Raw genomic sequence first — 14,932 nt, 5'->3', positions numbered from 1 at the left:
TATTTGGGCGTAACTCTCCAAGGTCTCGAACATTCGGTCGCAAACACTGGAAAGGCCAATGATGAATATGGTCGAAGGGTATGAAAAGCGTCATTTGATCTTGCTGGGGCATCGACTCGGCCGTTGCGGCGTGCGCGATTCACTCCGCGGCGCGGACGGTGGCGGTTGACAACGCGCTGGCTCTGCGCCAGCTGCGCTGGCGATGCCGGCTCTGTGCTGGCGGTGCTGGCGGTGCTGGCGGTGCTGGCGTGCTGGCGTGCTGGCGGGCTGGCGGTGCTGGCGTGCTGGCGTGCCAGGGCTCGCGAAGGTCTCGGGAAACGGACTCGAACTGGCGGCGCCGAAGGACTTTCGGTATCGATGAAGGATGATGCCGGCGCCACCCGCTGCGTGACTGACGTATTGCTTTATGTGAAAACGAACCGGACGCCGAGGCTCTGAGCAGGGCGGATGGGGTCGGTCTGACTAATCTGAAACGAGTGGTTTGCCGGGCTGAAGGCCTGGCGATCAAGCCATCGGCGGCGTAGAAAGAAGGCGCGGGACCTGACGCCGAAGACCAGGATTCCGGGTTGAGCGGCAACGGGACTCGTGCACGGCCACCGGGAACCCACGCGCGATCAGCCACGGCAGGCACGTTGCGGCGGGACCTCAGCCGAAAGGCTTCAGGACTGCCGACAACGACCCAGGTGCACGCTTGATAGCCCGGTCCGGACGCGCAGCAGCCGGCGCCCCATGCGGGACGCCGGCTCTAACTTTGCCCAAGGCCGACCCACCCAAATCGCAGACGCCGCGAAGCAGGCTGCGGCGCAGGGCGCGGGGCAGGGCGCGGGGAGCAGAGCGGCTGGGGGTCTTGGGGCGGGACAGCCCGGTCGGGCGTGAGGAGAGTGGGGGTGCACTCAGCCGGGCGGAACCTCGGGGGCTCTGCCCGTGGCGTACGGGGGAAAGGGTTATGCGGGGTTTTGCGCGGCCTGGTGGCGCAGCCGGAGCTCGTGGTAGACGGCTCGGAACAGCGTCGGGCGTGAGTGGAAGTCGATGCCCTGGGCCCACAGCTCGGTGTTGACCGTCCGGCCGTCGCGACGCTCGAGCAAGACCGTCATGCCGCTCTCGATCTCCCACGGGCCCAGGCGGTGGGTGGCCTTGTGCAGGCGGACGTGGGCGACGTCCGGCCAGCGCATCGTGCGGGAGCGCAGCAGACCGTACAGACGCACGCCGTGGTCGGCGACGTAGGTGCCCATCTGCAGGATGCGGTACGCGCCGACCACCCAGAGAGCGGCCAGCCCGCAGGCGACGAGTGTGACGCCGTGGCCGGTCAGGCCGAACTGGCGGACCGTGGCCCAGGCCAGCATCGCCAGCGCCAAGGCCTCCCACGCGATCACCAGCCAGCGGCCGGTGCCGGGCTCGTAGAGCCGCTCCCAGGTCTCGTTCACCTGATGAAGTATTCCAGCGGCACCCGTGCTCGGGCGTGTCTTAGTCGGAGGAGTGACCGATCATACGACCGTGAGTATTTCGTCGCCGATCGTAGTGATCTGGTCCGCAGCCTCCGTGACGGCCGCCGCATAGTGACGCAGCCACGACCGTACGCCGTCGGGAGTGCCGGTCGCGTAGGCGTTCGCGGACCCCACATACTCCGGTTCGCGCAGCCGGTGCCCCACCTCGACGCCGACCAGCCCGCGCGGGTCGAAGCCGCGCCCGATCAACGTGAGCCGAGCCGCGGCACGCGCCACCAGGCCGGCCGGCCCCTCGAACGGGCGCAGCGTGATCAGCTCGGCGTGCACGATCGCGGCCAGCAGCAACGGTGGCGTCGTCTCGTTGCCGGCCACCAGCGCGGACAGCGCGTCGATCCGATCCGCCCCGCCGGTCAGCCGGCCCAGGTCACCGGCCGGGACCGTGCCCCGGGCGGCCAGCACATGCAGCTTGGCGAGCACCTGACGAGGAGCGCGCGGCCAGAGATCGACCAGACCGCCGACCCCCTCGGCGACCCGCAACGCGCCCTGCACAACCGGGTCGGTGATCGTTCCGCCTCGGACCTCGTCCAGCTCGTAGACGTGCCCCTCCAGCGCCGCGCTGGCGACGGCGGCGCGCAGGCTCACCTCGGCGGCCACCTGACCACCGTTGCGGCGCAGGGCTCGGTGGCGCATCGCGGCGTCGACCCGGTCACGCGCCTCCGCCAAGGCCGGGGCGACGTCGGCAAGATCGAGCAGCGGGGCTAGAGGGTCCATCAGACAACGGTACGGGATGCGTGAAGTGGCTCGTTACTGGCAAGATTCGCGCAGGGACGAACAGCCTTCGGTCATTAAGCGCGCCCGCCGGACCATCGGGCGCCCGGTGTTCCGCAAGCCTCGCCCACGTGCACCGCCTTCACTAATGTGCAATTGAGAAAAGCCCGGGTCAGCATAGGAGGAGCCGCCCTCATGAGTGAGACTTTGGAGAACCTGTCCTCGGAGACCCGGAAGTTCCCACCCCCGGAGGCGCTGGCGGCCGAGGCCAACGTGACGGCCGACGCGTACGCGCAGGCCGACGCCGATCGGCTGGCCTTCTGGGCGGTTCAGGCCGAGCGGCTGTCCTGGGCGAAGAAGTGGGATCAGGTCCTCGACTGGACGAACCCGCCGTTCGCGAAGTGGTTCCTGGGCGGCGAGCTGAACATCGCTTACAACTGTGTGGACCGCCATGTCGAGGCGGGCATCGGCGATCGCGTCGCCATCCACTGGGAGGGCGAGCCCGGCGACACCCGCACGATCACGTACGCGGAGCTGCTCAAGCTGGTGAGCCAAGCGGCCAACACGCTCACCGAGCTGGGCGTCGGCGCGGGTGACCGGGTGGCGATCTACCTGCCGATGATCCCGGAGGCCGCGGTCGCGATGCTGGCCTGCGCGCGGATCGGCGCGACACACAGCGTCGTCTTCGGCGGGTTCTCGGTGGACGCGCTCGCCACCCGCATCCAGGACGCCGACGCCAAACTGGTGATCACGGCCGATGGCGGCTATCGCCGGGGCAAGCCCTCCGCGCTCAAGCCCACTGTGGACGAGGCCGTCGCGCAATGCCCGAGCATCGAGCACGTCCTGGTCGTACGGCGTACGGGGCAAGATGTTGTGTGGGGTGAAAAGGATCTGTGGTGGCACGAGACGGTCGAGCAGGCCAGCCCGGAGCACACCGCGCAGCCGTTCGACAGTGAGCACCCGCTGTTCATCCTCTACACCTCGGGCACCACCGGAAAGCCGAAGGGCATCCTGCACACCACCGGCGGATACCTGACGCAGAGCTCGTACACGCACTGGTCGGTGTTCGACCTGAAGCCGGAGACGGACGTCTACTGGTGCACGGCCGACATCGGCTGGGTCACCGGCCACTCGTACATCGTGTACGGACCGCTGTCGAACGGCGCGACCCAGGTGATGTACGAGGGCACGCCGGACACCCCGGACCGCGGTCGCTTCTGGCAGCTCGTCGACAAGTACAAGGTGTCGATCCTCTACACCGCGCCCACCCTCATCCGCACGATGATGAAGTGGGGCGACGACATCCCGGCCGGCTACGACCTGTCCTCGCTGCGCGTTCTCGGCAGCGTCGGCGAGCCGATCAACCCGGAGGCCTGGATGTGGTACCGGGAGAACATCGGCCACAACCGCACGCCGATCGTCGACACCTGGTGGCAGACCGAGACGGGGTCCATGATGATCTCGCCGCTGCCTGGGGTGACCGCGACGAAGCCCGGTTCGGCCATGACTCCGCTGCCCGGCGTCACCGCCGACGTGGTCGACGACCAGGCGCGATCGGTGCCCGACGGCGGCGGCGGCTTCCTGGTGCTGCGCGAACCGTGGCCGTCGATGCTGCGCACGATCTGGGGTGACGACAAGCGGTTCATCGACACCTACTGGTCGCGTTTCGGGGCCGGCGCCGGCCAGGGTGACGACTGGATCTACTTCGCCGGCGACGGCGCCAAGCGCGACGAGGACGGCGCGTTGTGGCTGCTGGGCCGGGTCGACGACGTCATGCTGATCTCCGGCCACAACATCTCCACCACCGAGGTCGAGTCGGCGCTGGTGTCGCACCCGTCGGTGGCCGAGTCGGCGGTGGTGGGCGCGACCGACGCGACGACCGGGCAGGCGATCGTGGCGTTCGTGATCCCGCGCGGCAACGTGGACACCTCCGGCGACAAGGGCGAGCAGCTCAACGTCGACCTGCGCAACCACGTCGCCAAGGTGCTCGGCCCGATCGCCAAGCCCCGGCAGATCATGCTGGTGGCGGAGCTGCCGAAGACGCGTTCCGGAAAGATCATGCGGCGTCTGCTGAAGGACGTGGCGGAGAACCGGTCGCTCGGCGACGTCACCACGCTGCAGGACTCGGCCGTGATGGACCTGATCGCGGAAGGCATGAAGAGCGCCAAGTCGGAAGACTGAGACTCATCGAGGACAAAGGCCGGCCGACGCCGGCCTTTGTCCTTTTTGTCCACGGTCGATGTTATGCCAGGGTCATAACACGTAACCATCATCTATCAATTGTCTGAGTGATCACCGAACATCGTTAGTTGTGCATACGTTTATCTCCGGCCTCGATCCGAGGCTGTTTACGCCGGGGGCGTACCCCCTCCCCCGGCCGCATAAGCGGAGGTAACACGTGGTGCGCAAGGTGGTCGTGGGACTGCTCGGCGCCGCGATGGTCACCAGTGTCGGGGCGATGCTCCCGACCGTGGCCTCGGCGGCCCCACCGGCAGATCCGCAGCCGGCGGCGAAGTCCGGTAGCAGCAAGGCTCCGATCGACGATCTGCCCAACCCCCTCGAGGACAAGCGTCGTGCCCTGCGCACGCAGGCCGTGTCCGATGTGGTGAGTGGCAAGTCCAAGCCGGAAACCCGTAACGGGAGCAAGGTCGTCAAGGTCGGCAAGGACCGGTCAAAAGGCAAGAGCAAGGACCAGTACGTCGAATTGTCGCGGGAACGCACCGACCGGATCTTCGTGATCCTGGCCGAGTTCGGCAACCAGCGCTCGCCGCAGTACCCCGACGTCGACTCGGATCCGGACACTCCCGGCCCGACGACGTTCGACGGACCGCTGCACAACGCGATCCCGCAGCCGGACCGCAAGAAGGACAACTCCACGGTGTGGCAGGCGGACTACAACGCCGACCACTACCGTCAGCTGTACTTCGGCACGGGCAAGAACACCGAGTCGCTGAAGACCTACATGGAGAGCCAGTCGTCCGGCCGGTACACGGTCAACGGCGAGGTCACCGACTGGGTCAAGGTGCCCTACAACGAGGCCCGCTACGGCCGCGACACGTGCGGCAGCAACGTCTGCAGCAACACGTGGGCGCTGGTCCGCGACGCCGCCAACCAGTGGGTGGCCGACCAGAAGGCGGCCGGGCGCACCGACGCGCAGGTCGCCGAGGACATGAAGTCGTTCGACCAGTACGACCGGTACGACTTCGACGGTGACGGCAACTTCAACGAGCCGGACGGCTACATCGACCACTTCCAGATCGTGCACGCCGGCGGCGACCAGGCCGACGGCGACCCGCAGCAGGGTGAGGACGCGATCTGGAGCCACCGGTGGTACGCCTACCCGACCGACCAGGGTGTCACCGGCCCGTCCGGGAACCTGCTCGGCGGCACCCAGATCGGCAACACCGGCATCTGGGTCGGCGACTACACGATCCAGCCGGAGAACGGTGGCCTCAGCGTCTTCACGCACGAGTACACCCACGACCTCGGCCTGCCGGACGACTATGACACCACCGGCCTGGGCGACAACAGCAACGAGTACTGGACGCTGATGGCGCAGAGCCGGCTGAACGCGGCCGGTGAGGCGCTCGGCACCCGGCCCGGCGACATGGGCGCGTGGAACAAGCTCCAGCTCGGCTGGCTGAACTACAGCACGGTCAAGGCCGGCCAGAAGAAGGTCGTCAACCTGGGCCCGGAGGAGTTCAACACCAAGAAGCCGCAGGCCGTGGTGGTGCAATTGCCGGACAAGACGGTGACCACCTCGCTGGGCGCGCCGTTCGCCGGGACCAAGCAGTTCTTCTCCGGCAACGCCGACGATCTCGACAACTCGCTGTCGCACGACATCGACCTCACCGGGAAGACCAGCGCGAGCGTCACGCTCAAGGGCCGCTACAACATCGAACAGGACTTCGACTACCTGTACTTCGAGGCCTCGACCGACAACGGCGCCACCTGGAAGCGGCTCGACGGCACGCTCAACGGCGCGCCGATGCCCAAGGACGCCAGCGGCGCGTCGGCCCTGACCGGCTCGTCCGGCGGGAACTGGGCGGACGTCGCGATTCCGCTGAACGCGTACGCCGGTCAGAAGATCGCGTTCCGGCTGCACTACCTGACCGACGGCGGTGTCTCCGAGGGCGGCTTCTTCGGCGACGAGCTCACGATCACGGCGGACGGCGCGACCGTGCTGGCCGATGGCGCCGAGGGCACCTCGACCTGGGTTGCCAAGGGCTTCTCGATCGTCGGGGCCAACGTCACGAAGGATTACCCGAACTACTACATCGCGGGTAACCGCAGCTACACGTCGTACGACAAGTACCTGGAGACCGGGCCGTACAACTTCGGCTGGGCCACCACCAAGCCGGACTTCGTGGAGCACTACAACTACCAGACCGGCCTGCTGATCTCGTACTGGGACACCTCGCAGGCCGACAACAACACGAACGTGCACCCGGGTAGCGGCCGTAACCTCTACGTCGACGCCCACCCGAAGCCGTTCAAGGACGGTAACGGGGTGCCGTTCCGGGCCCGGATCCAGGTGTACGACGCGCCGTTCGGCCTCAAGCTGACCGACGGCATGCTCCTGCACGTGAACGGCAAGGCCTCGCCGGTGTGGCCGCAGCTGCCCAACCCGGTATTCAACGACAAGGCCAAGTACTTCTACGACGAGCTGCCCAACCAGGGTGTCAAGCTGCCCGCCGTGGGCGTCAAGATCGGGGTGCTCAGCCAGAACGGGACGTCGATGACCGTCGCCGTCTCCTGACCCTTCCCCTTCTCGGAACCGATCAGGCGCCTCGTGCGTCTGATCGGTTCCGGCCTTTCTGGGGGTCTCATGACTACAAAACGGGCGCTCTTTCTGGTGATGGTCGCGGGGTTGACGGCATGCGCCGCCCCGGCGCCCGCACAGGACGCCACCCCGCAGCCGACCATTTCGGTCGAACCGGACCGGCCGCCGCTCGACCCCACGGATCGGATCAAGGACACTTCGTGGGTCGTGGGCACGGTGACCGCGGACAGTTCCGGTCCCTGCTACCACCTGACGACCGACGACGGTACGCGGTATGCCCTGCACTCCACCGACGGAACGAAACTGGTCAAAGGCGTGCGGATGAGGATCCGGACGGAACACGCGAAAGTGCCCGCCGACTGCGGTGCCGGCAAGCTCGTTGAGATGGTCGCCGCCGAGCCGTTGCGCTGATCACTCGCGGCTTGATCAACAGCACGGCCTAGTCTGGATGCCATGGGTGGTGAGGTGGACGAGTCGCGCGTGCTCGACGATGGTCCCTGGACACATCGTTTCGTCGGCGCCAACGGCAGCCGCTTCCACGTCGTCGAGGCCGGCACCGGCCCGCTGGTGCTCTTCCTGCACGGCTTTCCCGAGTTCTGGTGGGCGTGGCACGACATACTGCCCCGGGTCGCGGACGCGGGCTTCCGAGCGGTCGCGATCGACCTGCGCGGGTACGGCGCGAGCGACAAGCCCCCGCGAGGCTACGACGGTTATACGATGGCGGCCGACGTCACCGGCCTGATCCGGGCCCTCGGCGAGCGCAACGCGATGGTCGTCGGTGCCGGCGCCGGCGGCATGATCGGGTGGGCCGCCGCGGCCTTCCACCCCAAACTGGTCAGCCGCCTGGTGGTGCTGGGCGCGGCGCATCCGTTGCGGTTGCGGGCTGCCCTGTTCGCCGATCCCCGCGGCCAGTTGTCCGCGTCGGCGACGATCCTACGCTTCCAGGTGCCGCGCTTCGAGCACGTCCTCACCCGCGACGACGCGGCCATGGTCGGCGAGCTGATGTCACGCTGGACCGGTCCGCAGTGGAGAGACACGCCCGAGTTCGCCGACTATGTGGCGCGCTGCCGCGAGGCCATCCAGATCCCGCAAGCGTCGTTCTGCGCGCTCGAGGCGTACCGCTGGGTGTTCCGCAGTGCTCTTCGGCTGCAGGGTTACCGTTTCGTCAAGCTGATGCAGAAGCCGCTGATCACGCCGACGCTGCAACTGCACGGCGAACTGGACACGGCGACGCTGCCCCGGACGGCTCAGGGCTCCGGACGCTACGTGGTCGCGCCGTACGAGTGGCGGCTCATCCCGGACGCCGGCCACTTCCTGCACCACGAGGCGACCGACGTGGTGACCGGCGAGATCCTGCGCTGGCTGAAGACGCCTTCTTAGATCCGTTGCTCGTAGAGGTCGCGGACCTCGTTGGCGGGCGCCCACGCCTGGTAGACGCCGAAGTCGAACTCTTCCAGGCCCAGCTGCCGGGCGACCGGCGCGCGGCCACCCGTGTACTCGAGGCGCAGCCACGCCTCGGACTCGGCGAGCACCAGGAACGGCGCCCCACGCCAGGTGCACGTGGTGCGGACGTAGACCATCTCGTCGTACTCGGCGGGAGTCAGCACCCGCACGAAGCGACCGGGCTTGGTCTCCTCGAAGCCGTCCGCCGGCTGATCCAGGTAGATCCGGACGTTGTCGCCGTCGGGGACCGCGTCGTACTCGTGCCCGCGCCAGGTCACCACGTAACCGTCACGCATCGTTACTCACCCACCCGGCGCCAGGTCGGGCCGTCGTTGTCGAAGATGGCGACCATCCGCTCGGAGCCGTCCGCGTCGATGCGCCAGAGCTGCGAGCCGTGCGGCAGCCGCACGCTGTCCACCTTGAACTCGGCGATCACATCGCGCCCCTCGCCCGGGGCGAAGCCGTTGCCGCGGAACGGCGCGCGCTCGATCACCCAGCCGTCCATCGCGCGCAACGCCTGCTCGTTCTGCCCACCGTACGGGATTCGGTACAGGCTCGGCCGGTAGGCCGGCCAGCGCAGCACGTACGCCTCCTTGGCGTCATGCTGGTGCGGCGAGGTGTCGTAGCTGAGCCCCAGCGCCGCGAACAGCTCGGCCGGCGTGCGAAGGTGTTCAACCTCGGTCGCCCGATGCACGAAACCGGCGACCCGGTCGTAGCCGCGTTCCAGGTAGAAGTCGACCTGGTCGGGCGGCAGCGTCTTCTGCATGACGGTGGCGTGCTGAGCGTCGTCGCTGGCCGGCTTCGGTGCCGGGACCGGTATGCCCGGCTCGGCCTGACCCTCGATGGGGTCGGCGCCCAGGCCGGCCTCGGCGGCCCAGCTCGCGAGCGCGATGACCTGCGGCCCGGGGTATTTCGCGCCGACCGGGCTGCCCGGGTTGACCGCGAACGACCAGGACGGGTCCGGCCAGTTGCGGATCAGCTCGTAGAACCGGACGCCCACCGTGCGGGTCGGCTCGGTGTAATGCTCGCCGAGCCGGTCCTTGCTGGTGAAGACGATGAGGAACTGCTCGCCGTCCATCTGGTCGGTGCGGAAGGCGAAGCCGGACTCACCGGGCGAACTGCCCGGGCGGGAGTGGTGCGCGACCGGGACGAGCACGGTCGCCAGCAGCAGGGTCGACAGGAAACCGTCGGTGCTGCCGCCGTGGGCCGCCTCGAAGAGCTCGCGCTCGACGTCGTTGGCCGGAGAGAAGGACGGCACCGGAACGGCGCGCCGGACCTCCAGCGGGGGCTGCGCACCGAGCCGGGCCGGGCGGTCGCTGCCCGCAGCACCGATCGCCGGTGGGCGGTCGGTGCCCGGGCCGCCCGGGACGACCGGCGGACGCGACACCGGGGCGGCCGGCGGGGCCTCGGCACGGCTGGCACCGCCCGTCTGGAACGCCGGGAACGACGAGGTGAGCGCCGACTGCTCGGACGCGGTGGCGGCCTGGCGGCGCGGCAGTGGCGAACCGAAGCCGGGGCCCTGTTGCACGGACGGCGCTGCCGGGCTGCGCTGGGCGGCCGCGGCCTGCGGCGACGCCGGGCCCTGCGGGAAGCCCGCGGCGACACCACCGGTACGGCGTGGGAGTTCCGGCTCCTGCTGAGCGTCGGCCCATCCCGGATCGAACGCCGGCTCGTCCGGCTCCTGCGGCGTGATGTGCTCGGGGACCGGCGGGGTCTGCGCCATGGGCGTGCGCACCGGGAGCGGACCCGTGGGGTTCTGCAGCGTTGCCCGCAGGTCGCCGGACGCGGTCGGCAAAGACGGCGGGCCCGGCACGGACGGGGTGCCCGGCATCGCCGGGGCCGCCGGCATCGCGGGCGGGCGGTATGCGGGTGGCACCTGCTCCGGGGGCGCGGACGTCGGGGACGCCGAGGCCGGGGAGCGGGCGGGCAGGCCGCTGGGCATGACGCCACCGGGCGTGCGGACCGGCAGCCCACCGGGGCCGATCTGCGGGGTCTGGCCACCACCGGGCGGCGACGACGCGGGCGCGGCCGGCGGCGACGAGGCCGGGGCCGGGGCGGGCGGCGCCGAGGCGGGCGCGGCGGCCCGCTGCACCGGGTAGGCGGCGGTGGGCGCCTGATGCGGATAGGTCGGGGGCGGGCCGGCCGGCGGCTGATGCCCGTAGGAAACCGGCGGAGCCGACGAAACGGGCCGGGCCGACGAAACGGGCGCGGCCGGCGGCTGCGCGGCCGGCATCTGCTGACCCCCATAAGGCGGGGGCGGCATCTGCTGCCCACCGTACGGCGGGGCCGACCGCGACTGCTGCCCACCGTAAGGCGGAGGCGACTCCGGCTGCTGCCCACCATAGGGCGCGACCGATGCCGCCTGCTGCCCACCGTAGGGTGCGGCCGACGCGGGTCGTTGAGCGCCGTAAGGCGGCGGCGACGACGGCTGCTGCTGCGCGCCGTAGGGCGGTGCCGACGCGGGCTGCGGTCCGGCCTGCGGCGACTGACCGACGGGCGGGGCGCTCACCGGGTACTGCGGGTATCCCCCGCCCCTGGTCGGGAGCGTCGTCTCCTGGCCGGTCGGGCCGCCGGGCACCGAGTCTTTCTGGGCCGCGGCCGCGTTGGCCGCCACCGCCGCGGCGTGCAGATCCTGAATCTTCGACGGCGAACCGCTCTGGTTGCGCCCCGGCCCGCGGGTCGGCAGCCTCAGGTCGCCACGCGACAGTTGCGCCACGAACCAGGCCGGAAGGTATCCCTCGATCGGCAGACCCGGGTTGACGGCCAGCCACCACTCGAGGTTGGGCCAGGAGTTCGCGAGCTCCGCGTACGGCACGCGGCGGGCCGAGCCCGTGTAGTCGGCCAGGCAGGCCTGCAGCGCAGCCGACGAGGTGAAGGCGAGCACATGCGTTCGCCCGCCGGTGCTCCACGTGCCCCAGCCGAGCGGCGCCAGACCGGCTAGCGCGTCGGCCGAGACCGGCAACAGCAGGTCAACACCGGACAGAATGCGGAAGTAGGACTCCTGATCGTCGGTGCGCAACGCATCGCGCATCGCCACCTCGGCGTCCGTAGCCGGCTCCCACTCGGACACGTCCACCTCTCCCCACCGCGCGACGAGGCCATCTCAACGCGTACAACCTACAAGGTCAGGCGGCGATCACAATGGGCGGCGGCACCCGGACTCATATGCCGGTTGAACGGCACCGTCGGCATAGGCCCGGAAGTAGTCCGGGACACCCGCAGCGGTCGCTTGTTGCGATCAATCAAACACCGATCGTAGCCGTACGGCCTTCACGAACCAGTACGCTATCGGGCGACTAAAAGCCTTGCAAGAACGGACCAAACGGAAACGGCCGTCCCAGTCGCGTACGACTGATCCGGCCGTTGACCGTCGTCACTGGAAGCGCGAGGTCGCCTGCTTCTCGGTGGCGATGTAGTCCTGGGTCGACTGATCGACGGCGGATTTGATGTTCTGCAGGATGTTCGTGAGGTCCTGGGACGCCGCGCGCCACTTCGCCTGACGAGCCGCGTACGCCTGCTGGGCCTCGCCCTCCCACGTCGCGACCAGCGGTGCCGCGTCCTGTTCGAGCTGGTCGAGCTGCGAATGCAGGGTGCTGACCGCCTTCTGGATGTCGGCGCCGGCCTGCTGAAGGGCGCCGAAGTTGACGAGCAGCATTCCGTCGTTAGCCATGTTCCCCTCCCCCGTCAGAGCGGCAGCGTGAAGGTGCCGCCGGCATTGGAGACCCGGCTGGCAGACTCGGTGTCGGTCGTGTCGTAGCCGATGCCGGACTGCCGAATCGAGCCGGCGGTCTCCGACAGCGCCTGGTTCAGCTTGCGCAGGTCCGCGGCGTACTGCTGCTTGACCTGCTCGAACGCGGTCGCGCCGAGGCCCTTCCACGTGGTGCTGAGCACGGACAGCTCGGACATGAGCGTGCTCAACATGTTCTGCAGCGAGTCGTTGACCTGTTCGAACTTCGCGGCGGTACTCGCCATCACCGCGGATTCGGCCTGCGTCTGGGCCACCCCGGACGTCACCCCGCTCTCTCGTCGGTCCGCCGCGCGTCAAGATCCCTTGTGGACGGGTCACGGTTGCGACCCTCAACGCATCGACGTCGGCCATCACGCTAGCCCCCGTGAACAAGGTTCGGTGATCAGCCGATTACTGATATGGACGTCGCTGACCGTAGCGGGTGGCCACAACCCTGGCAAAGTCCTAGATCGTCGCCTGTGGATAACTCGACGGGCGTTCACGCTCTACGATGGGCCGCGCACGGGGAAGGAGGTGGTGCGTGGTGACGGTGCAAGTGGCCGGTGAGCCGTTACTCAAGGTCAACAATCGGCCGATCCGCGATGGACGGATCACCGGTCAGGTGGTCGCTACCCAGGTCGCCGTGGTGGCCCTTCTGATCGGCGCGCTCAACGGTCCGGTGGCCCTTCTGGCGGGCCTCGTCGTCGCCGTCGCCCTCCTGGTGCCGGCCTGGCTGCGCGTGCGTGGCCGATGGGTCTTCGAGTGGCTCGGCGTCGCGATGCGCTACGGCGGCCGGCGGCACACCGCGGTCGCGTCCGGCCTGCTCGGCTTCGTCGCGCCGGGTGCCGAGGTCCGCCCGGCCGAACTGGCCGGCGAACCGGCCGCGGCGATCACCGACGGCGCGGGCCTGACCGCGGTCCTCGAGCTGGGCGACCCGACCGCCCTGCTCGCCGAGGAGTCGCCCGAGCTGCCGTCGCCCGCGGTATTGCTGCCCGCGCCCGCGACCGAGCTGCCACCGGTGCTGATCCAGCTGCTGCTCACCGGTGCCCCGGCCCCGGCGGTGCGCACCGGCGCGGGCTTGGCGGCCAGTTCGTATCGCCAGCTCACCGACGGCCGGCTGCTCGGGCACGGCCGGGCGCTGCTCACCGTGCGGGTGCTGCGGGCCGAGGGCTGGTCCGATGAGGAGCTGTACCGATCGCTGTCCGGCCTGGTCCGCAAGCTGGCGCGCCGGCTGTCCGCGGTCCCGGCGCGCCCGCTCGGTGCGGCGGCCGCGGCGCGCGCGATCGCCGAGGCCGGCCACGACGACGGGGCCGCGGGGTGCGTGGAGTCCTGGCCCGGCCTGCGTGTCGGCGGCCTGGTCCAGGCGACGTATCGACTGCGTCGCGCGGCCGACCTGCGGGTGGTGATGCCTCGGTTGCTCGCCCTGCCCGCGTCGGCGACGACGGTGTCGCTGACCGCCGGTCCGCATTCGGCGCAGGGGCCCGCCCCGATCGACATCACGGTCCGGCTGGCCGCGCCCGACCCGGCCACGCTGGCGGCCGCCGACGTGGCGCTCCGCAAGCTGGTCGCGGTGCGACGACTCGACGGCGAGCACCTGTCCGGCCTCGCCGCGACACTGCCGTTGAGCGGCAACCGGGCGAGCCAGGCCGCCGACCTGCCGGACGGCCCGCTCCCGCCGCTCGCTCCGGCCGGGCTGATGCTCGGCGTCAACCGGCACGGCCAACCGGTGATCGCCCGCCTGTTCCGGCCCGAGCAGACCCGCGCGCTGGTGGTCGGCGGTGCGCGGTGCGCCCAATTGCTCACACTGCGGGCGATGGCGCTCGGCGCTCGCGTGGTGGTGCAGACCGCGCGCCCCCAGGCGTGGGAGCAGTTCGTGCGTGGCGCCGCCGCGCACGGCGAGTCGATCACGATGCTCCCGCCCGGGCGGCCGCTCGAAACGGCGCCGCCGGGCACGGCAATGCGAGGGACGGCGCTTCCGGGGACGGCGCTTCCGGGGACGGCGCTGCATCCGCTGCTGGTGGTGGTCGACGTCGGCTCGGTCGGCGCGGATAAAAGCGCCGACGCCGGCTGGCAGGCCACGCTCGTCGTCCGCGACGAGTTCGCGGCCGCCGACGTCGACGCCGCCGCGCACGCCGACCTGCTCGTTCTCCAGCAGCTGCGGGCCGAGGAGGCGACTCTGCTCGACGGTGCGCTCGGACTGGGCGAGGTCGCTGGGTGGATGACCCGCATCCGGCCGGACATGGTCGGCGTGGTCCATCGCCGGGCGGTTCGCTGGGCGGTTCTGGCGCAGACCCCGATCGAGACGCAACTTCTGGGAAATCCCGGCCGGTAAAGATCGCCTTAGTGGCATGACCATGGCACTATCCCTGGCCATGGGCATCATCATTCGGCTGTTGATCACCGCGTTCTCGCTATGGATCGCGACCATCTTGATCGACGGCATCGAATTGACGACCGACTCGAACGCGAGCAAGGTGTTAACCCTGATCGTGGTCGCGGCGATCTTCGGCATCATCAACGCCGTGCTCCGGCCGATCATCAAGGTCGTCGGCTGCGGCCTCTACATCCTCACGCTGGGCCTGATCGCGCTCGTCGTGAACGGCGCGCTCTTCCTGCTCACCAGCTGGATCGCCGACCAGTTCGACCTGCCGTTCCACGTGGCGAATTTCTGGCCGAGCGCGGTGCTGGGCGCCCTGATCGTCTCGGTCGTCAGCTGGCTGCTGAACATGCTGGTCCCGGACGGCGGCGGGGACGACTGACCGGCGG

Annotated in this window: 13 protein-coding genes; 7 read left to right on the top strand and 6 right to left on the bottom strand. The window is 69.6% G+C overall.

The annotated features are described in order from the left end of the window. The first annotated feature begins 213 nt into the window (after nt 1-213). A complete protein-coding gene (locus HH310_RS24845) occupies nt 214-438 on the top strand; it encodes a hypothetical protein (RefSeq protein WP_169178032.1) in 225 nt (74 codons plus the stop codon). Between the two features lie 506 nt (nt 439-944). Here HH310_RS24845 and HH310_RS24840 read toward each other — a convergent pair. Beyond that, nucleotides 945-1,424, bottom strand: a complete 480-nt coding sequence (locus HH310_RS24840) for a PH domain-containing protein (RefSeq protein ID WP_169178031.1) — start codon at nt 1,422-1,424, stop codon at nt 945-947. 60 nt (nt 1,425-1,484) lie between these two features. After that, nucleotides 1,485-2,216 carry an oxidoreductase gene (locus HH310_RS24835; RefSeq protein WP_169178030.1) on the bottom strand — a complete coding sequence of 244 codons (732 nt, stop codon included), beginning with the start codon at nt 2,214-2,216 and terminating at the stop codon, nt 1,485-1,487. A gap of 192 nt (nt 2,217-2,408) precedes the next feature. Between HH310_RS24835 and acs the strand changes: the two genes are divergently transcribed. The 4 genes from acs (at nt 2,409) to HH310_RS24815 (ending at nt 8,376) form a co-directional block, all read left to right on the top strand. Beyond that, nucleotides 2,409-4,394: an acetate--CoA ligase gene (gene acs / locus HH310_RS24830; RefSeq protein WP_169178029.1), complete on the top strand. Its 1,986-nt coding sequence runs from the start codon at nt 2,409-2,411 to the stop codon at nt 4,392-4,394. A 220-nt stretch (nt 4,395-4,614) separates the two neighbouring features. Then, a complete protein-coding gene (locus HH310_RS24825) occupies nt 4,615-6,972 on the top strand; it encodes an immune inhibitor A domain-containing protein (protein WP_169178053.1) in 2,358 nt (785 codons plus the stop codon). A 69-nt stretch (nt 6,973-7,041) separates the two neighbouring features. Next, a complete protein-coding gene (locus tag HH310_RS24820; RefSeq protein ID WP_169178028.1) occupies nt 7,042-7,407 on the top strand; it encodes a hypothetical protein in 366 nt (121 codons plus the stop codon). A 42-nt stretch (nt 7,408-7,449) separates the two neighbouring features. Continuing rightward, on the top strand, nt 7,450-8,376 hold the full coding sequence (locus tag HH310_RS24815; protein WP_169178027.1) for an alpha/beta fold hydrolase: 927 nt from the start codon (nt 7,450-7,452) through the stop codon (nt 8,374-8,376). On the opposite strand, the gene HH310_RS24810 is transcribed toward HH310_RS24815, so the two are convergent. The 4 genes from HH310_RS24810 to HH310_RS24790 all read right to left on the bottom strand — a co-directional run bounded on the left by HH310_RS24810 (nt 8,373) and on the right by HH310_RS24790 (nt 12,453). Further along, the gene (locus HH310_RS24810) at nt 8,373-8,735 is read right to left on the bottom strand and encodes a hypothetical protein (RefSeq protein WP_169178026.1); all 363 of its coding nucleotides are present in this window, start codon (nt 8,733-8,735) and stop codon (nt 8,373-8,375) included. The genes HH310_RS24815 and HH310_RS24810 overlap by 4 nt on opposite strands. A 2-nt stretch (nt 8,736-8,737) precedes the next feature. Then, nucleotides 8,738-11,509 carry an SseB family protein gene (locus tag HH310_RS24805; RefSeq protein ID WP_312034298.1) on the bottom strand — a complete coding sequence of 924 codons (2,772 nt, stop codon included), beginning with the start codon at nt 11,507-11,509 and terminating at the stop codon, nt 8,738-8,740. A gap of 303 nt (nt 11,510-11,812) precedes the next feature. Further along, nucleotides 11,813-12,109 carry a WXG100 family type VII secretion target gene (locus HH310_RS24795; RefSeq protein ID WP_169178025.1) on the bottom strand — a complete coding sequence of 99 codons (297 nt, stop codon included), beginning with the start codon at nt 12,107-12,109 and terminating at the stop codon, nt 11,813-11,815. Nucleotides 12,110-12,123: 14 nt separating this feature from the next. Next, nucleotides 12,124-12,453: a WXG100 family type VII secretion target gene (locus tag HH310_RS24790; protein WP_396027538.1), complete on the bottom strand. Its 330-nt coding sequence runs from the start codon at nt 12,451-12,453 to the stop codon at nt 12,124-12,126. 254 nt (nt 12,454-12,707) lie between these two features. On the opposite strand from HH310_RS24790, the gene eccE reads away from it, so the two are divergent. Next, nucleotides 12,708-14,498, top strand: coding sequence for a type VII secretion protein EccE (gene eccE, locus HH310_RS24785; protein ID WP_312034297.1), 1,791 nt, complete (start codon nt 12,708-12,710; stop codon nt 14,496-14,498). Between the two features lie 40 nt (nt 14,499-14,538). Next, nucleotides 14,539-14,925: a phage holin family protein gene (locus HH310_RS24780; RefSeq protein WP_169178023.1), complete on the top strand. Its 387-nt coding sequence runs from the start codon at nt 14,539-14,541 to the stop codon at nt 14,923-14,925. The last annotated feature ends 7 nt before the right edge of the window (nt 14,926-14,932 follow it).

It is taken from the genome of Actinoplanes sp. TBRC 11911 (genome assembly GCF_012933445.1).
Classification (GTDB): Bacteria; Actinomycetota; Actinomycetes; order Mycobacteriales; family Micromonosporaceae; genus Actinoplanes.
The sequence above is the reverse complement of the archived record's forward strand: the minus strand, read 5'-3'. Positions and strand labels throughout refer to the sequence as shown.